The organism is Arthrobacter sp. U41 (assembly GCF_001750145.1).
Classification (GTDB): domain Bacteria; phylum Actinomycetota; class Actinomycetes; order Actinomycetales; family Micrococcaceae; genus Arthrobacter.
The window spans coordinates 2,968,266-2,986,765 of the sequence record NZ_CP015732.1 but is presented as its reverse complement, the minus strand read 5'-3'; the positions used below and the strand labels follow the sequence as shown (position 1 = coordinate 2,986,765).

Below are 18,500 nucleotides of genomic sequence, written 5' to 3'. Positions count from 1 at the left end.
TGCCCCCAAAACTGATGTGGATCCTGCCGGTGGAACTGCCCTGAAGGTACAGGGTGCTACAGGGTGAAGCTGTTGGCCGGCTTCGGTGAGTGCTTGAGCTTGAAAGAGGTCTCGCCGTAGGCTGCGGCGCCGATGCTCAGTTTGGTGAAGTCGAGGTCCTCGCCGCGGATGCAGACCTTGATCGCGTTGACGGCCTTGTTGATGTCCGGGGTGAGGATGAAGATGTTGAGTTTGGCGTCGGAGAATTCCGAGCGGTCCACAACGCCGAGCCCGCGCCAGGCCAGGTGGCTGATCAGGGCGTCCTTGGCCTTTTCCTCGAGGTAGCGGTCACGGTCCGTGCCGTCCTTGGTCTTCAGGGCGTACTGGGCCACGACCCAGAACTGCTCCTCCTCGGGGATTTCGGCGAAGCCGTCCTCGGCGCACTGCACCGCGAAGGCATCCATCAGGCCCTCCGCGGCGGCGGCGTCCGCGACGTCGGTCTCCTCGGTCTTGCTTTGGTGCCCGACGACGCCGTGGTTCATCACGAACTGGCTGTAGTCCTCGTCAAACCAGGCTTCCCTGAATTCGAGGACCCCTTCGTCGCTGCGTTTGTAAACCCGGATAATCCCGCTCATGCCCGTCCTCTCCTGAACCATTCGCGGTCTGTGCCGTCGAAGGGTGGCTGTTGTGCCTTCACGGCCTGGTAAAGCTGGTCCGATGCCGCACTGATCCGGTCCACCACGTCTGCGGGGTAGTCCATTTCGATCCGGTGCTCGGCGAACTCGTCCTCATCGTCCACGTACACTCCGCGGTCCACGGTCCGGACCACGTCCAGGTCCATGTCGATCAGGTGGAACTCGGTAACCCCGGGCCGGATGGTCCTCCAGCCGTGGTCCGTCGCGAGGTCCACGTAGACCTGGACGGCGGCGGGGTGGGCCTCGTCATAGAAGGTGGCCACGTACTCGCCGGAGCGCGGGATGAGCAGCACGGCGTCGGATGCGGCGTAGAACGCCGCGCCCGGGCGGGAGCAGAACTCGTTGGTGCCCTGGAAGATCCACCAGCCGTGGGCGTCCTCGCCGAGATAGGTTCCGGGCACCACCCAGTGGGCCGTGCCGTTCCATTTCCGGTTCCGCGAGACCACGAGGTCTCCCGGGGCCAGGCCGTCGGGGATCCTCACAGAATCGGCAGGCTGCCCGTGCTGGGGTGTTCCTGGCCCGGGAGCGGGCGCGCAAACGGCACCTTTGTCCCCAGGACCTGCGCCACGACGTCGTGGGTGATCTGCTGCGCGGTCAAACCCACCCGCTCGAGTACCTGGCTGCGGGATCCGTGGTCCAGGAACGCCACCGGGAGGCCGACCTCGTTCAGTGCGGTGTCCACCCCGGCGGCCCGCATTTCCTGGCGGATCCGGGATCCGACGCCGCCGGCGCGGACGCCGTCCTCGATGCAGATGACGAGCCGGTGGTGGGAGGCGAGGGCGATGATGGATTTCCGGACCGGAAGGAGCCAGCGGGGATCCACGACGGTGGAGCTGATGCCCTGCGCGCCGAGCCGGTTCGAGACGTCCAGGGCGAGTTCGGACATTGCCCCGACGCTGACGATCAGGACGTCGTTTTCGCTGGAGCCCGCGGGGCGGCGTGCCAGCACGTCGACGCCGTCGCTGAGCCGTTCGATGGCCTCAATCTCGGCCCCCACGGTGCCCTTGGAGTAGCGGAGCACTGTCGGGGCGTCCTCGATCGCGACGGCCTCGCGCAGTTCCTCGCGCAGCCGGGTGGCGTCGCGGGGCGCGGCGAGGTGCAGCCCGGGAACGATCTGGACCATGGCCATATCCCACATGCCGTGGTGGCTGGCGCCGTCGGGTCCGGTGACGCCGGCGCGGTCCAGGACGATGGTGACGCCTGCCTTGTGCAGGGCGACGTCCATCAGGAGCTGGTCGAAGGCGCGGTTCAGGAAGGTCGCGTAGACCGCCACGACGGGGTGCAGTCCCCCGAACGCCATCCCGGCGGCGGAGGTGAGGGCGTGCTGTTCGGCGATGCCGACGTCGAACACCCTTTCCGGGTGCCGCGCGGCGAACTTGTGCAGCCCGACGGGGATGAGCATGGCGCCGGTGATCCCGACGATGTCCTTGCGCTCGTCCGCGATGTCGGCGATCTCGTCGGCGAAGACGGCGGTCCAGGACTTCGCGCCTCCGGCCTCGGTGGGTTCGCCGGTCTCCGGGTCGATGATCCCGACGGCGTGGAACTGGTCGGCTTCATGCGCGCGGGCCGGCGCGTAGCCGTGTCCCTTTTCGGTCATGGCGTGCACGATGACGGGACCGGCGTAGTTCCTGGCGGTGGACAGGGCGTGCTCCATGGCCTGGAGGTCGTGGCCGTCCACGGGCCCGATGTACTTCATGCCGAGGTCCTCGAACATGCCCTGGGGGGCCCACCAGTCCTTGACGCCCTTTTTCATGGCGTGCAGGCTGCGGTAGGCGAACTGCCCCGCGGGTCCGCCGTTCTGCAGCTTCTTCCGCCACCAGTCCAGGGTGCCTTCATAGGCCGGCGCGGCGCGGAAGGAGTCGATGGTGGGGCGCAGCGAGGCGAGGTAGTCCGCGAAGCCGCCCACGGTCGGGGCGTAGGAGCGGCCGTTGTCGTTCACAACGATCACGACGCGGCGCTTTTTGTCGGCGGCGATGTTGTTGATCGCCTCCCAGGCCATGCCGCCGGTCAGGGCGCCGTCACCGACGACGGCGATGACGTACCGGTCGCCGTCGCCGGTCAGCTGCCGGGCGCGGGAGATCCCGTCCGCCCAGGAGAGCGAGGAGGAGGCGTGCGAGCTTTCGACGATGTCGTGCTCGGATTCGGCGCGGTCCGGGTAGCCGGACATGCCGCCCTGCTGGCGCAGGGTGCTGAAGTCCTGGCGTCCGGTGAGGAGCTTGTGCACGTACGACTGGTGGCCGGTGTCGAAGACGATGCTGTCACGGGGGGAATCGAAGATCCGGTGCACCGCGATGGTCAGTTCGACGACGCCGAGGTTAGGGCCCAGGTGCCCGCCGGTCTGGGAGACGTTGCCGATCAGGAATTCCCTGACCTCGGCTGCCAGCCGATCCAGCTGCGCCTCGGACAACCTGCTCAGGTCCTGCGGATTCCGGATGGTCTCCAAGATTCCCAACGGCCCCTCCTTCGGGTGGTAGACATGCCTTTTAACTCTAACGCCTCCGGAGTCGGCCCGGTGCCGGAACGCGTTCCGGCACGAAAAGGCCCCGGCCGGTCTGGGACCGGCCGGGGCCTTGGTGCTGTGGCAGCTGTTCCTCCGTGCGGAGGAGCTCCCCGCTAGTTGGCGGAGATCTGGCGCAGCACGTACTGCAGGATGCCGCCGTTGCGGTAGTAGTCAGCCTCGCCCGGGGTATCGATGCGCAGGATCGCATCGAAGGACGTGACGGTGCCGTCTTCGGCCGTGGCGGTGACCTTGAGCGTCTTCGGCGTGGTGCCCTCGTTCAGGGCGGTGACGCCCTCAACCGCGAAGGTTTCCGTGCCGGTGAGCCCGAGGCTGGCCGCGTTCTGGCCGGCCGGGTACTGCAGGGGCAGGACACCCATGCCGATCAGGTTGGAGCGGTGGATGCGCTCGTAGCTTTCAGCCACGACAGCCTTGACGCCCAGCAGTGCGGTGCCCTTGGCTGCCCAGTCACGGGATGAGCCGGAGCCGTACTCCTTGCCTGCGAGGACGACCAGCGGGATGCCGGCGGCCTCGTAGTTCTGCGCTGCGTCGTAGACGTAGGCCTGGGGGCCGTCGGCCTGGGTGAAGTCGCGGGTGAAACCACCTTCGACGCCGTCCAGGATCTGGTTCTTGATCCGGATGTTCGCGAACGTTCCGCGGATCATCACCTCGTGGTTGCCACGGCGTGAGCCGTAGGAGTTGAAGTCCTTGCGCTCCACACCGTTGGCCAGCAGGTACTGCCCGGCCGGGGTGTCGGACTTGAAGGAACCTGCCGGTGAGATGTGGTCCGTGGTGACCGAGTCGCCAAGCTTCAACAGCACGCGGGCGCCGGTGATGTCCTTGACGGGCTCCGGCTGTGCCTTCATGCCATCGAAGTACGGGGGCTTCCGGACGTAGGTGGACTTCGGATCCCAGGCGAAGGTGTCGCCTGCCGGGGTGGAGAGTGCCTTCCAGCGGTCGTCGCCTTCGAAGACGCCCTCATAGCCGCGGGCGAACATTTCCTTGTCGATCGAGGAATCGATGACCTGCTGGACCTCGACCGGGTTCGGCCAGATGTCCTTCAGGAAGACGTCGTTGCCGGCCTCGTCCTGGCCCAGGGCGTCGTTCTCGAAATCGAAGTCCATGGTACCGGCCAGGGCGTAAGCGATGACCAGCGGCGGGGAGGCCAGGTAGTTCATCTTCACGTCCGGGTTGATCCGGCCTTCGAAGTTGCGGTTACCGGAGAGCACGGCGGTGACGGAAAGGTCGTTGGCCTGGATGGCCTCGGAGATTTCGACGTCGAGCGGGCCGGAGTTGCCGATGCAGGTCGCGCAGCCGTAACCGACGATGTAGAAGCCGAGCTTCTCCAGGTACGGGGTCAGGCCCGACTTGTTGTAGTAGTCGGTGACAACCTTGGAACCGGGCGCCACGGAGGTCTTGACCCACGGCTTCGAGGTCAGGCCCTTGTCGACGGCGTTGCGGGCCAGCAGTGCGGCAGCCAGCATCACGGACGGGTTGGACGTGTTGGTGCAGGAGGTGATCGAGGCGATCGACACCGCACCGTGGTCCAGCTCGAACTCGCGGCCGTCAGCGGTCTTGACGCTGACCTTGGTGGACGGGCGGCCGTCGGACTTGGGGCCGTGCGCGTGCGGGGCCTCGTCGGTCAGGTGCGATCCCGAAGCAGTGAATGAGGGGGCATCCGAAGCGGGGAAGCTTTCGTCAATCGCCTCGTCCAGGCTGCCGTCGACAAGCTCTTCCTTCACGTAGTTGCGCAGGTCCTGGCGGAACTGGTCCTTGGACTCCGTGAGGATGATGCGGTCCTGGGGACGCTTCGGGCCGGAGATCGACGGGACAACCGTCGACAGATCAAGCTCGAGGTACTCGGAGAACTTGATCTCCTTGGAAGGATCGTGCCAGAGGCCCTGTTCCTTCGCGTAGGACTCCACGAGGGCAACGTTCTCGTCCGAGCGGCCGGTGAGGCGCAGGTAGTCGAGGGTGACGTCGTCGATCGGGAACATCGCGGCCGTGGAGCCGAACTCCGGGCTCATGTTGCCGATCGTGGCGCGGTTGGCCAGCGGCACAGCCGCGACGCCTTCGCCGTAGAACTCCACGAACTTGCCGACCACACCGTGCTTGCGCAGCTGCTCGGTGATGGTCAGGACGACGTCGGTGGCGGTCGCGCCGGCCGGGATGGACCCGGTCAGCTTGAAGCCCACGACGCGCGGGATGAGCATGGAGACGGGCTGGCCAAGCATGGCTGCCTCGGCTTCGATGCCGCCGACGCCCCAGCCCAGCACACCCAGGCCGTTGACCATGGTGGTGTGCGAGTCGGTGCCGACGCAGGTGTCCGGGTAGGCCCGGACGACGCCGTCAATTTCGCGGGTCATGACCGTGCGGGCCAGGTACTCGATGTTGACCTGGTGCACGATGCCGGTTCCCGGCGGGACGACCTTGAAGTCATCGAACGCGGTCTGGCCCCACCGCAGGAACTGGTACCGCTCGCCGTTGCGCTGGTACTCGATCTCCATATTGCGCTCCAGTGCGCCGGAGTTGCCGAAGGCGTCGATCTGCACGGAGTGGTCGATCACCATTTCGGCGGGTGCCAGCGGGTTGACCCGCTTGGGGTCCCCGCCGAGTTCCTTGACTGCTTCACGCATGGTCGCAAGGTCCACAACGCAGGGCACGCCAGTGAAGTCCTGCATGATCACGCGCGCCGGCGTGAACTGGATTTCAGTGTCGGGCTCGGCGCTGGGGTCCCAGCCGGCCAGTGCTCGGACGTGATCGGCCGTAATATTGGCGCCGTCCTCGGTCCTCAACAGGTTTTCAAGCAATACCTTGAGGCTGAACGGAAGGTTTTCTGCACCTTCAACGGAGTTCAACCGGAAAATTTCGTATTCGGTACCGGCTACATTAAGTTTGCCTTTTGAACCGAAGCTGTCCACAATGCTCATCGCAGGACTCCTCTCGCAACAGTTTCATCTTTGTCTTGCCGCAGACCCCTTGCTAGTTAGGTGGTCCTAACTAGTGCTTGGCCTTGTTCACACAAGGATCAGTACAGGATGCAGGAGGTCAGCCGTGATTACGGAGCGCGACGTCGGACTGTTCCGCCCATCCTAGTGGCCTTAGCCCCGGGGAGTCAGTAGCGCCACAGTCTCCATGTGGTGGGTGTGCGGGTACAGGTCAAAGGCCCGCAGCCCGGCCAGTTCCCAGCCGGACTGCTGGAAGTAGCCCACATCGCGGGCAAAGGACGCCGGATCGCAGGACACATAGGCGACCGCGCGGGTGCCCGCCCCGATCAGCTGGTCCACGACGGCCTTGCCGGCACCGGCCCGGGGCGGGTCCAGCAGGATCGCGTCGAACTTGCGTGCCTTCTCGCGCAGGACCCTTTCCACCCGGCCCTGGACGATCTCGACCTGGGGTGCCTCATGGAGGTTCTTGCGGGCGTCCCGGCTGCTGCCGGGCGAGCCTTCCACGGACAGCACGGACCCGGTGGCGCCCACGGCGTCCGCGAGCGGGGCCGTGAACAGGCCCGCCCCGGCGTAAAGGTCTGCCACCACGGCGCCGGGTTCCAGGAAGCCGCCGTCGTGCAGGAAGCCGGTCACGGCGCCCACGAGGGTATCCGGGCCGTCGCGGTGGATCTGCCAGAAACCGTCGCCGGTGACACGGTAGTCGTGGCCGGACGCGGTCTCCTGCACGTAGGTGCGGCCGCGCAGCCGCAGCACCTCGCCCTTGACCGGATCGAAGCTGGCCACTGAAACGTCCTCAGGCAGCTGCGCGAGGACCGCGCTGAGCCGCTTGGCCCGGGTTCCCGGGGCCGGGACCAGGAGCACGAGCGGGCGGGAGCCGTTGGCCGGGGCGGCGACCTCCACTTGCTCGATGCCCTGCAGGTCGATGTCCCAGAGCCGGAGGGCGTTGATGGCCTCCACGGCGAGGGGCATCTCCCGGACCGGGAGGACCAGGCTGGAGCGGTGCGCGTGCATGCCGAGCTTTCCGGCGGGGGTCACCGCGAAACCAGCGCGGGTACGCCAGGCCAGGCCCGCCGCCGCCGGGGTTCCGGACTCCCCCACGGCCTCCACGATGCCCTTTCCCGCGTGCGGGAGGTTGACGCCGGCCAGCCGGTGCAGCTGCTCCGCCAGCACCTCGGCCTTGAGGCTGCGCTGGCGTGCGAGGGAGATGTGGCCGAGTTCGGCGCCTCCCACCGGAGGGTGGCGGTGCGACCAGGACCGCGCGGAATCCGCCAGGTCCCAGAAGTGCTCCACCCGGTCCGGGGAAGCCGCCAGGACTTCCACGACGTCGCCGCGCCAGAACTTGGCGTCCGGGCCGGACTCGGTGAGGCGGACCCGGACCTTCTCGCCGGGGATGCCGTGGCGGACGAACACCACGCGGCCCTCGTGCCGGGCCACGCAGTGCCCGCCGTGGGCGACGCGCCCGACGTCGACGATCAGTTCGGTGTGGGATTGCGTCTGGGTGTCGGAGCTCATTGGATGTCCTGCAGTCTCTTGGCTTCTTCGGATGATTTCAGCTGCCACGGCACACTGGCCACCATGACGCCCGGCTCGAAGTGCAGCCGGGTCTTGATGCGCAGCGCGGTCTGGTTGTGCACCAGTTGTTCCCACCACTTACCCACGACGTATTCGGGGATGTAGACGACGATCAAGTCGCGGGGCGAATCGCGCCGCATGTTCTTGATGTACTCCATGATGGGCGTCACCGTTTCGCGGAACGGACTGGCCAGCACCGTCAACGGTACCGGGATTTCCAGCTTCGCCCAGTCCGCGATGGTTTGCTCGGTCTCCTCGCTGCTGATGTCCACGGTGACGGCGTCCAGCCGGGAGGGCCGGGACGCCCGGGCGTAGGCCAGCGCCCGGAGCACCGGTTTGCGGACGTGCGAGACGAGCAGCACGGCGTGCACACGGGTGGGCAGGGCCCGCGGCGAGGAGTCCTCATCCACGGCCAGTTCCTTGGCCACGTTGTCGTAGTGCGCCCGGATGCTCCACATGATCAGGAACAGGACGAACATGGCCAGCAGCGCGATCCAGGCGCCCTGCTGGAACTTTGTGACGAGGACAATCAGCAGGACCAGGGCGGTCATGCCGAAACCGACCATGTTGATGGTGCGGGATTTGAGCATCCGCAGCTTCACGGCCGGGTCCTTGGCGAGTTTGAGTTCCCGCCCCCAGTGCCGGACCATGCCGAGCTGGCTCATGGTGAAGGAGATAAAAACACCCACGATGTAGAGCTGGATGAGTTTGGTGACGTCCGCGTTGAACGCGATGATCAGCACCAGGGCGCCGGCGGCCAGCGCCAGGACACCGTTGCTGAAGGCCAGCCGGTCCCCGCGGGTGCGCAGCTGGCGGGGCAGGTAACCGTCCTGGGCCAGGATCGAGCCGAGCACCGGGAAACCGTTGAACGCCGTGTTGGACGCGAAGACAAGGATCACGCCGGTGGCGGCGACGATGAGGAAGAACGCGAAGGACCCCGCGCCGAAGATCGTCTGGGCGATCTGGCTGATCGCGGGACTCTGGATGTAGCCCTCGGGCAGCGGCTTGCCGTCCAGCAGGAACTCCGTGGCCGGGTCCAGCACGATGTGCACCTTGGTGGCGTTGGCCAGGTAGATGATGCCGGCCAGCATGGCGGAGGCGATCACACCGAGCAACAGCAGGGTGGTGGCCGCGTTCTTGCTCTTGGGCTTCTGGAAGTTCGGGACTCCGTTGCTGATCGCTTCGACGCCGGTCAGCGCCGCGGCGCCGGAGGAGAACGCCCGAAGCAGCAGGAACGCCCCGGCGAGCCCGACGAGTCCCTCGTCGAAGCCGGGCGCGGGAACGATCGCGAACGCCGCGGAGGGCGCCTCGCCCAGCTGCCCGGTGGCGGCCTGGAAAACACCGATGGCGGTCATGCCGAGGATGGACGCCATGAAGATATAGGTCGGCAGGGCGAACAGCGTGCCGGCTTCCTTGATGCCGCGCAGGTTCACCAGGGCCAGGACCACCACGCCGATCGTGGCGATGGTGGCCTGCTGGCCGTGCAGCGAGGGCACGGCGGTGGTCAGGTAGGTGGCGGCGGAGGACATCGACACGGCAACGGTCAGCACGTAGTCGACCAGCAGCGCGGAGGCGACGGTGAGACCGGCATATTTGCCCAGGTTCTCGTTGGCGATCTGGTAGTCGCCGCCGCCGGAGGGGTAGGCGTGCACGTTCTGGCGGTAGGAGGCGATGACGGTGAGCAGCACCACCACAACGGCCAGCCCGACCCAGGGCGAGAACGCCACGGCACTGACGCCGGCCAGCGCCAGCGTCAGGAGGATTTCGTCCGGCGCGTACGCCACGGAGGACAGCGCGTCGGAGGCGAAAACGGGCAGGGCGATCCGCTTGGGAAGAAGGGTGTGGGCCAGGTTGTCGTTCCGGAACGGCCTGCCTACCAGCACCCGCTTCACGGCATTGAAAATTGTCGGCACCACACAAAGCTAGTCCGATTCGGACGCGATGTCATGACGGCGTCGATCCCGTCCGTCCGGGCGGCTCCCGGGGCTGGCTGGCCGGTAGAGTTTTACGCAGCAGCAGTACCCGAACAACAGGAGGCACGGTTGGCGCACTTCGTGATTATGGGTTGTGGCCGCGTGGGGGCAACCCTCGCGCACACACTCGAGGACGCGGGCCACTCCGTGGCCATCATCGACCAGGACGACCGCGCCTTCCGGCGGCTCCGCACCGGCTTCACCGGCCGCAAGGTCACCGGCGTGGGCTTTGACCGGGAGACCCTCAAGCAGGCCGGCGTTGCCGAGGCCTATGCCTTTGCCGCCGTCTCCAGCGGTGACAATTCCAACATCCTGGCCACCCGGGTGGCCCGCGAAACCTTTCACGTCCCCCACGTTGTCGCCCGGATCTATGACCCGGGCCGCGCGGAGATCTACCAGCGCCTGGGCATCCCCACGGTCGCCGCCGTGCGCTGGAGCGCGGACCAGGTGCTCCGGCGGATCCTGCCCGAACAGCATCTGGCCGGTGACTACCGGGACCCCTCGGGCCGGCTCGTGCTCGCCGAGGTGGATTTGAACCCGGAATGGATCGGCCACCCGGTCACCTCGATCGAAAAGGCCGCCGGCGTCCGGGTCGCCTACCTGACACGCTTCGGCGAGGGCATGCTGCCCGTGGCCGGCACCCTCTACCAGGACGGCGACACCGTGCACGCCATGCTGGGCGTGGACCGCAGCACCGAAGTCGCCCACATTCTTGCCAAGTCCCCCGCCGAGGAGTCCTAAGTGAAAGTCGTCATTGTCGGGGCGGGAAGCGTCGGTTCCTCGATCGCGCGCGAACTGCTGGCCCACAAACACGAGATCCTGCTGATCGACCTGAAGCCCGAGGTGATCGGCCGCAGCGGCCTGCGCGGCGCCCACTGGCTGGTCGGCGATGCCTGCGAACTGAGCACCCTGCAGGACGCGAAACTGGAGGACGCCGACGTCGTGGTCTCCGCCACCGGTGACGACAAGGTCAACCTGGTCGTCTCGCTGCTGGCCAAGACCGAGTTCGGCGTCGGACGGACGGTCGGCCGGGTCAACAACCCCAAGAACGACTGGATGTTCGACGATTCCTGGGGCGTCGACGTGGCGGTGAATACCCCGCAGCTGATGACCGCCCTCGTGGAGGAGGCGGTGGAGATCGGCGACCTCGTCCGCCTGCTGACCCTGCAGACCGGCGTGTCATCGCTGGTCGAGTTCACGGTCCCCCACGATTCGCACGTGCTGGGCCTGACCGTGGGCGACATCGACTGGCCCGAGGATTCCACCCTGGTGGCGATCCTGCGGGACCAGGCGCCGATCACGCCGAGCCGTGATGACGTGATCGACGGCGGGGACGAACTGTTCTTCGTGACCACGATCGCGGCCGAGGACGAGCTGCGCGCCTTGCTCTCGCCGGAGTCCCAGGGCGATGACGAGGACGCCAACGACAACGGGGACGACGGCGGCGACGGCCACGAAAACGGCCAGCACCGTGCCGCCGCGGACCGGCAAGGCCACGAGATCCCTCCGGGCGAGGACGACGGCTTCGACGGGTAGCCAGGTTGCGCTGTCAGCACGTTCTGCACGCTGTGAACGACGCTTACCGATAGCGCAACGGAGGCTAGGCGGCCGTGTCCGTTGCGGCGGGAGCGGGCCGGGTCAGCAGCCAGGCTACCCAGATGCCCAGGATGTACAGCGGCGCACCCATCAGGAGACGTGTTGTGGCGAGGGCCGCGAAGCCGGTCTCGCCCATGAAGTACAGCGGGACCTGGACCATGAGCCGCAGGGCCAGCACTCCGATGATCACCCAGGTGCCGATCTGGTACGCCTTGACCCGGGCCGGATTCTTCCGCCACTCCAGCCCCTCGTTCCGGATGAAGCCGAAGATCAGCCCGGCGAAGGGCCAGCGGACGGCAACCGATATCGACATCGCCACGATGTAGGCGGCGTTGGTGAAGAATCCCGGGAGGTAGTAGTCCTCGGCCTTGCCGGTGGTGTTGGCCAGCCACGCGGAAAGCCCGACGCCGGCAATCCCCGCCAGTGCCTGCGTCAGCGGTTTGCGCTGGACGAGCCGGACGACGGTGAACGCCGCGGCCACGGCGAGTGCGGAGATCAGGGCCAGGGGCAGTTCGCGCGTGATCGTGAAGGCAATGAGGAAAACCAGACCCGGGAGGATGCTTTCGGCAATGCCCTGGATCCCGCCGGCGCTCTTGAGCACGTTGATGTTGCCGTTGCTGGAACGGTGCAGTCCGGCTTTGGCCGCATAGCCTTCGGCGAGCTGCGCCACCGTGGGCTGGACTGCCGGGCGCTCGGGTTTCTCGGGCAAGGTCATTGCTCCTCCTGGCGGGAGAGTATTTCGTAGCGGGGGTTGAACATCGTCGGCAGCCCGTCGCGCACGGTGACCATGCCCTGGAGCCGGAGTTCGGTGCCGGCGTCGATCCCGGGGATGCGGCGCCTTCCCAGCCAGACCACCCGGAGCCGGTCCGTGGGAACCGAGGGCCGCTGGCGCGGGGTCCCGGCCGGCGCTGCGGCGGCTGGCGTTTCGGATCCGGCCGGGACGGTACCGGCAACGCGGGTCCGGGCCGGAGGCGCATCATGGTCGACGACGACCGCGGTGAATGCTGCCACCTGGCTCGCCGGCGGGTAGGTGACCGATTCGATGTAGCCGTGGCACAGCACGCGGCCGCGGACCGGCAACCCCCTCACGGAGACGGAGGAGGCCGGATCCTGGCGGGGGGCATCAGCCAATCTGGGTAGTCTCCGGTCCGCGTTCGGGCTGTTCAAGATCCGGGGCGGACTGCGGTGCGGGCACGGCGTTATCCTTCGGCAGGCGGAGCTGCAGCAGATCGCGCGGCGGCATCGGGTTCTCACCGCGGACCACCACGATCTGCCGGAACAGCGCCTCCAGCCCGGCGGCCGCATCGCGGTCCACGGCGGCCTCGCCGCCGAACACGCCGCGGAGGAACCAGCGCGGACCGTCCACGCCGATGAAGCGGGCGACGCGGTAGCCCTGGCTTGCGTCGGTACCGCTGGCCGGCAGTTTCGCGAGCAGTTCGGGGCCAAAACCGCCCTGGATCTCCTCGATCTGGCCGCCCTGGCTGCCGACCGACTGGGCGATCTGCTCACGGATTTCGTCCCACAGGCCTTCGGAGCGGGGAGCCGCGAAGGCCTGGAGCTGCAGGCTTGAGCCGTTCAGGTCCATGGTGACGGCGACGACGCGCTGCGTCGCCTCCTCAACCTCGAGCCGAAGCTGCAGGCCTTCGGCGGGGGCAATCAGGAGTGCTCCGAGGTCCACGTAGCCGTCCTGATCCTCGATTTCCGAGACGTCGAAAGGACCCGTGGTGCCACGGACCGGCACTGCGGAGGAAGCCCCGGCGGAGTCGCCGGCATCAGCTACTGCCTCCTGGGTTTCCCCGGGATCGGTCAGCTGTTCCTGCTTGGCTTTCCAGCCACGCCCAAAAACCATGGGGTTGTCTCCTTAGTTGTGATCCTGTGCCGCCGCGTCGCCCCGCGTCCGCGTGGCGCCCGCCGTCCGAGTCTGTCTCATGCAGCAAGAGCGGTCGGCCGTAGTCCTGCAAATAGGTCCTGCTCATACGTCCCTGCGTAAATACTGCGGGTCCTGCCCGCTGCCGGTCAGACCGGCGCGCCGAAACCGCCGGTGGATCCGAATCCTCCGCCGCCTCGAACCGAGCCGCTGAGTTCCTGGACCGGCAGGAACCGGGCGTACTCCACGCGCTGGATAACCATTTGTGCAATTCTATCGCCGCGCTTGAGTTCGATCGCCTGGTGGCGGTCCGTATTCAGCAGCGTCACCGCGATTTCTCCGCGGTAACCCGCGTCGACAGTTCCGGGGGCATTTACCACGGTCAGCCCGTGCCTGGTCGCGAGCCCGGACCGCGGGTGGATCAGGGCGACGAAACCCTCGGGGAGGGCGATGGACACACCGGTGGGGACCAGCCGGCGCTCCCCCGGTTCCAGCACCACGTCCTCGCGCGCGCGCAGGTCCGCTCCGGCGTCTCCCGGGTGCGCATACGACGGCGGCTCCAGGCCGTCGTCGAGCATCTTCAGCTGCACCGTCAGGGTGGGGGTTCCGAACCCTGCCCCGGACTCCGCCGCTGGCTGTGCTTCCGGCTGTTCTTCCGGCGCTGCCGATTCGGCGGCGTTCACTGCAGTCGTTTCTTCAGTCACAGTCCCTCACTCTAACGCCAGCGGGGAGCTTCGGCCTAGCGGCGGCCGGCGGCCCGGGCGCCAGCCCGCGATTCCGTTGCCAAGGTGAAATAGCCCGGGAAAAGTGGAAAGCTGGGCTTATGCCCGAATCCAGCGCAGCCGTGCCTGCCCCCAACAGCACCCCCAGCGACTCCACCGTCCTGTACCACGAGAAGCTCTGGCCGAACTTCTGGATCTGGCTGGTGTCGGCAGGTCTGTCGGGCGCCGGGATCCTCGTGTTTGCCCCCATCAGCATGACCGCCGGGTTCACCGCCGCGGTCGTCCTGTTTGCGATCATCGCCGTGCTGCTGGTCCTCTCGACCCCTGCCATCACGGTCACCGGCTCCACGCTGAGCGTCGGACGCGCCACCATCGAACGACGCTTTGTGGGCACCGCGTCCGCTTTCCGGGACAAGGAAGCGACCGCGGAACGCGGCACCCGCCTGAACGGCCTGGCTTTCCTGTGCATCCGCGGATGGATCGATCCTGTGGTCCGGATCGGGATCACCGATCCCTCCGACCGCACGCCCTACTGGCTCACGTCCACCCGCCGCCCGGATGAGCTGCTCGCTGCCCTGAACTCCTAGCCCTCGCAGTCCTTGCAGTACTTGAGGCCGTCCTTTTCACGGGCAATCTGCGAACGGTGCCGGACCAGGAAGCAGGAGGCACAGGTGAATTCGTCGGCCTGCGCCGGCAGGACCCGGACCAGCAGTTCCTCCCCGGACAGATCCGCGCCTGGGAGTTCGTAGCCTTCTGCAAGGTCCGATTCGTCTTCGTCGACGACCGCGGAAGGCTTTTCCGTACGCCGCGCTTTCAGCGCCTCAATCGAGTCCTCGCTGAGGTCCTCTTCGGTCTTGCGCGGCGCATCGTAGTCTGTCGCCATTATGGTTGCTCGCATTCCGCACTCGATCGGTTGGATCGCCCGCCCGGCCGGTCCTGCAGGCTGTAGCCCCGGGCCCCGGGAGGGTTCTCCGGTGTCAACACCGGACATGCTGATTTTGTGCCCGATGTCGGGTCATTTTTGCTTAAGCGTCCGGTGAACGCCAGAGTCTTGCGGTCCGTGACACCGGGCCGCGGCCGCCGCAGCCGGGACGGGGCTGCGTCCGGCCCGTTGATCAGCCGAAAAGTGGCGGAAATTAGCGGAAAATGACGGCGCGCCCTTGCTCTTCACCCGAAATGGCTCCCATCGGTGGCAGAGTTTCGATTGTTAGTAATGCCAGGGTGGAGGATTTGTATGCAGGATCTACGGCTTGTAGGCGTCCACGACGACGGGAAGCATCTCCTGTTGAGCGGTGCCGGCGGCGAGATGTTCCAGCTGCCAATCGATGAAGCACTTCGGGTGGCAGCCAGCCGGACGCCGGCCAAAACCGCTTCCGGAGCGGGCGCCGCAGCTATTGCCATGTCTCCGCGCGATATCCAGGCGCGGATCCGCAGCGGCTCGACGGCGGCAGAGGTGGCGGAGCTCTCCGGAATTCCGCTCGCAAAGGTCCAGCGCTATGAGGGTCCGGTGCTCGCCGAGCGCGACCACGTGGCCCAGCAGGCCCGCAAGGTGGAGGTCGCGTCCCCGGCCCCGGGTCACGATGTCTACCGTTCGGTGTTCGGTGACCGCCCGGCGTCGCTCGGCGAGATGGTGGCCCACCGGCTCAGCGCGCACGGCATCGAAGCCTCCACCGTGGAGTGGGACTCGTGGCGGCGCCCGGACGGCAGCTGGAACGTGGTGGCACGCTTCGAGGCGACCCCCGGCGGCCCTGCCGGCATCGGCGAGGAACCGCCGGCCATGTGGACGTTCAGCCCGGCCCGCAAATCCCTGCAGAACGCCAACCGCTGGGCGCAGCAGCTCAGCGAGCTCGAGCCCCTCGACGGCCCTGTCCCGGCCCGCCGGCTCACCGCCGTCTCCGACCGGCCCTTTGACTTTGAAACCGACGCCGATGCTGCCGCGCGCACCGCCACCGCACAGCTTCAGGTCGTCCAGCAGCTCCAGCTGCAGCAGGAGAAGGACTCCGACGGGCTGCTGGACATGCTGCGCTCCCGTCGCGGGCAGCGGCTCGGCGTGGACGAGGACGCCGACGACGCCCTCGCGGTGCTCCTGACCAACGGTGTTCCCGCAGCCCACCCCCGGCCCACCGAGGTGCCGGCCGGGCAGCCGGCCGAGCAGGACAGCGCCGAGCCCGCCACCCCCGAACAGGAGCCGGCGCAGGCACCCGCAGCGGAGACCGAAGCCCGGCCGTCCAGCAGTCCGTGGGAACGCCGCCGCGACGGCAAGCCCTCGATTATGTCCCGGCTCACGCTGGCGCCCCGCCAGCAGGGCGAACCGGACGACGCGCTGAAACTGCATGACGGTGTCAGCACCGACACCCGGGAGATCACCATCGTGGCGTCACCGTTGCGGCCGGCCGGCCAGCAGCGCCCCGCCTCCAGCCCGGGGCTGGACGAGCTCCTGGGCGGTGGAACCTCGCGGCGCCAGCAGCGTGAGTCTCCCGGCAGCGCCCCGAATGACCGCGACGCGGACCAGCCGGAACGCCAGCCGGCCAAGCCGAAGCGTTCCAGCATTCCGAGCTGGGATGACATCGTCTTCGGAGCCCGCGGGGACTAGCGAAACCGCAGGCTTCAGGGCCCTCACGCGCAGTCAGGCGCGGGGGGCCCTTTTTCCGTCGGCCTGGAAACACAACAGCGGAACTTCGCGTTCGGCCTTCGTCAGTGAACCGTGCTGGCCCACGACTTCAAGTGCCGTCGGCCGGACACGGCGGGTGTCATAGAGGGCCAGGGCGTCCCTGGCAGCGATCATCACGTCGCCGATCCGCGGGCTGACCTCAGCCCGTACCGGACCGAAGAGCCCCGCGGCGATGGCTTCGGCCCGGGTGAACGCCCAGATCCGGTCGCCGAAGCGGGCCCGCCAGGCATCCAGCAGCCGCGCGCGGCCGGCGTCGCCCTCGGACTCCTCAAGGTAGAGGTGGACCATTCGCGGCTCGCCGGCGGTGTGGCGGACCCCGGCCACGAGGGCGGGGTCGGAGGAATAGTCGATCCGCTGGGGCTCCGGCACGTCGAGCATGCCGTGGTCCGCGGTGAGCAGGATGGTGGTGCCCGTCGGAAGGGTGGCGCTGAGCCGTTTCACGGTGGCGTCGAGTTCCTCGAGCTGGTGCTCCCACTCCGGTGACTGGCAGCCGTGGCGGTGGCCGGCCTTGTCGAGTTCGTTGACGTAGAAGTACATCAGGGAACGTCCCGCACCGGCCATCGCCTCGGCGGCGGCCCCGGTCCTGGCGTGTGAGGTGGTGGCCGTGACGTAGCGACCGCCGCGGAGCGCGGCCCGGGTCATGGCGGAGTCGCTGAACTGCGGGAGGCTGACCGTGGTGACGTCCACGTGTTCCGCTGCCCGTTCGAACACGGTGGGGAACGGCTGCCACTGCTGCGGATCGACACCCGCGTCCCAGCCGCCGAGCATGTTGACCACCCGGTCCTGGTCGGGGTCCAGCACGTCGTAGCCCACCATGCCGTGCTGCCCGGCCGGGAGTCCGGTGCCGAAGCTCGCCAGCGACGCCGCGGTCGTGGAGGGAAAAGCCGAGTCCAGCGAGACCGGCACCCGCCCCTGCCCGGACTGCATCACGGAACGCAGGAACGGTGTGTGCGCCGACTTCTGCTTCAGCAGGTTGCGGCCCAGCCCGTCGGCGAGGACGACGCAGATGCGCTTCGCCGCCGGGAGATTCAGCCGGTCCTCAAAGCCCGGCACCCCCAGGCTGGCCGCGGCGCTCGTGAGCACCTCGGCGATGGAACGGTCGCCGAAGGCCGGTGCCGCCGGCAGGCTCTGCGCGATGGCGGGGGCGGCGGACAGGGCTTCGGGCACGCGGACCGGTGTCATCTCAGCGCTGGTGGCCGCGGCTGGCGCGGCTTCCGAAAACACCCATCCGCGGGCGCGGCGGGAGCCCGGGGCCGGCATGCGGCACCGGGGCGGAGGATCCGGTGTTCACCGCGCGGAGGGCACGGGCAAAAAGCTTGGCGTCCTGGACGGCCTGCAGCCCGTCGGCTTCGGCGCTGATCCGGATGACAATGTCCTCCTGCGCGATGGTGCCGCTGTAGCCATGGTCCGCTTCGCACTGCGGGTCCCCGCAGCTGGCCGGCCCCATGTCCAGGCGCTGGCCGCCGGACCAGGCGATGGACAGGGTCAGCTCGCGGACCGGATCCGATGACTTGTATTCCTGGGGCTGCGCATACACGTAGCTGAGGACCACGGAGCGGATTTGAGTGACCGGGACGGATTCGGTGGAGACCTGCGCGACGGTCTGCTCCCCGGCCTCGTCGAGCTGCTGGTCATCCACGTGCGTGATGACGAGCATGTCCTCGGTGAGTACCAGCACAGTGATGTGGCGGCGGACCTCGGCGCGGTCAAAGTGCGTCTCAAGGTGCACCAGGTGGGCCACGCAGTCGCGCCCGTCGAGGGCATCGGCGACGACGTCGGCCACCAGCCGTGGGTAGAAGCCGGCCTGCTGGAGGGAACCTTCCAGGCTCTGACCCTTCGCGCTGTGGTCATGCAGGCCGTGATGGTGCGCGCCCGGGCGTCCGGTGAAGGTCGCCTGGGGCTCGGGTGTCGGAGGCTGAAAGCTCATGGTCTCCATTTTCACAGATCGGCCCGGGACATGCTAACCGTTGCCGGCCCGGA

17 protein-coding genes are annotated in these 18,500 nt (G+C 67.7%); 4 read left to right on the top strand and 13 right to left on the bottom strand.

Annotated elements, in window-relative coordinates; genetic code table 11:
- Positions 1 to 56 precede the first annotated feature (56 nt).
- The 6 genes from ASPU41_RS13525 to ASPU41_RS13500 form a co-directional block, all read right to left on the bottom strand.
- The gene (locus ASPU41_RS13525) at positions 57 to 614 is read right to left on the bottom strand and encodes a hypothetical protein (protein ID WP_069951367.1); all 558 of its coding nucleotides are present in this window, start codon (positions 612 to 614) and stop codon (positions 57 to 59) included.
- Positions 611 to 1,156: a DUF402 domain-containing protein gene (locus ASPU41_RS13520; RefSeq protein WP_069951366.1), complete on the bottom strand. Its 546-nt coding sequence runs from the start codon at positions 1,154 to 1,156 to the stop codon at positions 611 to 613. The genes ASPU41_RS13525 and ASPU41_RS13520 overlap by 4 nt, the downstream gene beginning before the upstream one ends.
- Positions 1,153 to 3,126, bottom strand: coding sequence for a 1-deoxy-D-xylulose-5-phosphate synthase (gene dxs, locus ASPU41_RS13515; RefSeq protein WP_069951365.1), 1,974 nt, complete (start codon positions 3,124 to 3,126; stop codon positions 1,153 to 1,155). The genes ASPU41_RS13520 and dxs overlap by 4 nt, the downstream gene beginning before the upstream one ends.
- Positions 3,127 to 3,287: 161 nt before the next feature.
- Positions 3,288 to 6,101 carry an aconitate hydratase gene (locus tag ASPU41_RS13510; protein WP_069951364.1) on the bottom strand — a complete coding sequence of 938 codons (2,814 nt, stop codon included), beginning with the start codon at positions 6,099 to 6,101 and terminating at the stop codon, positions 3,288 to 3,290.
- Between the two features lie 171 nt (positions 6,102 to 6,272).
- Positions 6,273 to 7,631 carry a class I SAM-dependent RNA methyltransferase gene (locus ASPU41_RS13505; RefSeq protein WP_069951363.1) on the bottom strand — a complete coding sequence of 453 codons (1,359 nt, stop codon included), beginning with the start codon at positions 7,629 to 7,631 and terminating at the stop codon, positions 6,273 to 6,275.
- Positions 7,628 to 9,604, bottom strand: coding sequence for an APC family permease (locus ASPU41_RS13500; RefSeq protein ID WP_197515651.1), 1,977 nt, complete (start codon positions 9,602 to 9,604; stop codon positions 7,628 to 7,630). Before ASPU41_RS13500 ends, ASPU41_RS13505 begins: the two co-directional genes overlap by 4 nt.
- A 129-nt stretch (positions 9,605 to 9,733) precedes the next feature.
- Here ASPU41_RS13500 and ASPU41_RS13495 point away from each other — a divergent pair, with 129 nt between their 5' ends.
- Complete coding sequence (locus ASPU41_RS13495; protein WP_069951361.1) at positions 9,734 to 10,405, top strand: potassium channel family protein; 672 nt, start codon at positions 9,734 to 9,736, stop codon at positions 10,403 to 10,405.
- Positions 10,406 to 11,200 (top strand): potassium channel family protein, encoded by a 795-nt coding sequence (locus tag ASPU41_RS13490; protein WP_069951360.1) that lies wholly within the window; start codon positions 10,406 to 10,408, stop codon positions 11,198 to 11,200.
- Between the two features lie 64 nt (positions 11,201 to 11,264).
- Here the strand turns inward: ASPU41_RS13490 and ASPU41_RS13485 are convergent, their stop codons facing one another.
- From ASPU41_RS13485 to dut, 4 genes are all read right to left on the bottom strand, one after another.
- Positions 11,265 to 11,975, bottom strand: coding sequence for a DUF3159 domain-containing protein (locus ASPU41_RS13485; RefSeq protein ID WP_069951359.1), 711 nt, complete (start codon positions 11,973 to 11,975; stop codon positions 11,265 to 11,267).
- Positions 11,972 to 12,391, bottom strand: a complete 420-nt coding sequence (locus ASPU41_RS13480; RefSeq protein WP_069951358.1) for an OB-fold nucleic acid binding domain-containing protein — start codon at positions 12,389 to 12,391, stop codon at positions 11,972 to 11,974. The genes ASPU41_RS13485 and ASPU41_RS13480 overlap by 4 nt, the downstream gene beginning before the upstream one ends.
- Complete coding sequence (locus tag ASPU41_RS13475) at positions 12,384 to 13,109, bottom strand: DUF3710 domain-containing protein (RefSeq protein ID WP_069951357.1); 726 nt, start codon at positions 13,107 to 13,109, stop codon at positions 12,384 to 12,386. The genes ASPU41_RS13480 and ASPU41_RS13475 overlap by 8 nt, the downstream gene beginning before the upstream one ends.
- Before the next feature lie 167 nt (positions 13,110 to 13,276).
- The gene (gene dut / locus ASPU41_RS13470; RefSeq protein ID WP_069951356.1) at positions 13,277 to 13,831 is read right to left on the bottom strand and encodes a dUTP diphosphatase; all 555 of its coding nucleotides are present in this window, start codon (positions 13,829 to 13,831) and stop codon (positions 13,277 to 13,279) included.
- 119 nt (positions 13,832 to 13,950) lie between these two features.
- On the opposite strand from dut, the gene ASPU41_RS13465 reads away from it, so the two are divergent.
- A complete protein-coding gene (locus ASPU41_RS13465; RefSeq protein ID WP_069951355.1) occupies positions 13,951 to 14,436 on the top strand; it encodes a DUF3093 domain-containing protein in 486 nt (161 codons plus the stop codon).
- Here ASPU41_RS13465 and ASPU41_RS13460 read toward each other — a convergent pair.
- Entirely contained in the window at positions 14,433 to 14,732 is a 300-nt protein-coding gene (locus ASPU41_RS13460) for a DUF4193 domain-containing protein (RefSeq protein ID WP_018772415.1), read from the bottom strand. The two genes, ASPU41_RS13465 and ASPU41_RS13460, sit on opposite strands and share 4 nt — an antisense overlap.
- 351 nt (positions 14,733 to 15,083) lie before the next feature.
- Here ASPU41_RS13460 and sepH point away from each other — a divergent pair, with 351 nt between their 5' ends.
- Positions 15,084 to 16,442 (top strand): septation protein SepH, encoded by a 1,359-nt coding sequence (gene sepH, locus ASPU41_RS13455; RefSeq protein ID WP_069951354.1) that lies wholly within the window; start codon positions 15,084 to 15,086, stop codon positions 16,440 to 16,442.
- A gap of 33 nt (positions 16,443 to 16,475) precedes the next feature.
- On the opposite strand, the gene ASPU41_RS13450 is transcribed toward sepH, so the two are convergent.
- Both ASPU41_RS13450 and ASPU41_RS13445 read right to left on the bottom strand, forming a co-directional pair.
- Positions 16,476 to 17,702 (bottom strand): alkaline phosphatase family protein, encoded by a 1,227-nt coding sequence (locus ASPU41_RS13450; RefSeq protein ID WP_069952690.1) that lies wholly within the window; start codon positions 17,700 to 17,702, stop codon positions 16,476 to 16,478.
- A 1-nt stretch (position 17,703) separates the two neighbouring features.
- Complete coding sequence (locus tag ASPU41_RS13445) at positions 17,704 to 18,447, bottom strand: DUF5998 family protein (protein ID WP_069951353.1); 744 nt, start codon at positions 18,445 to 18,447, stop codon at positions 17,704 to 17,706.
- Positions 18,448 to 18,500 lie beyond the last annotated feature (53 nt).

Excerpts from the sequence above, each read along its gene's own strand:
- ASPU41_RS13510 (WP_069951364.1), bottom strand. The coding sequence starts at position 6,101 with ATGAGCATTGTGGACAGCTTCGGTTCAAAAGGCAAACTTAATGTAGCC.
- ASPU41_RS13525 (WP_069951367.1), bottom strand. The coding sequence starts at position 614 with ATGAGCGGGATTATCCGGGTTTACAAACGCAGCGACGAAGGGGTCCTC.
- sepH (WP_069951354.1), top strand. The coding sequence starts at position 15,084 with ATGCAGGATCTACGGCTTGTAGGCGTCCACGACGACGGGAAGCATCTC.
- ASPU41_RS13485 (WP_069951359.1), bottom strand. The coding sequence starts at position 11,975 with ATGACCTTGCCCGAGAAACCCGAGCGCCCGGCAGTCCAGCCCACGGTG.
- ASPU41_RS13465 (WP_069951355.1), top strand. The coding sequence starts at position 13,951 with ATGCCCGAATCCAGCGCAGCCGTGCCTGCCCCCAACAGCACCCCCAGC.
- ASPU41_RS13450 (WP_069952690.1), bottom strand. The coding sequence starts at position 17,702 with ATGACACCGGTCCGCGTGCCCGAAGCCCTGTCCGCCGCCCCCGCCATC.
- ASPU41_RS13445 (WP_069951353.1), bottom strand. The coding sequence starts at position 18,447 with ATGAGCTTTCAGCCTCCGACACCCGAGCCCCAGGCGACCTTCACCGGA.
- ASPU41_RS13475 (WP_069951357.1), bottom strand. The coding sequence starts at position 13,109 with ATGGTTTTTGGGCGTGGCTGGAAAGCCAAGCAGGAACAGCTGACCGAT.
- ASPU41_RS13460 (WP_018772415.1), bottom strand. The coding sequence starts at position 14,732 with ATGGCGACAGACTACGATGCGCCGCGCAAGACCGAAGAGGACCTCAGC.
- ASPU41_RS13505 (WP_069951363.1), bottom strand. The coding sequence starts at position 7,631 with ATGAGCTCCGACACCCAGACGCAATCCCACACCGAACTGATCGTCGAC.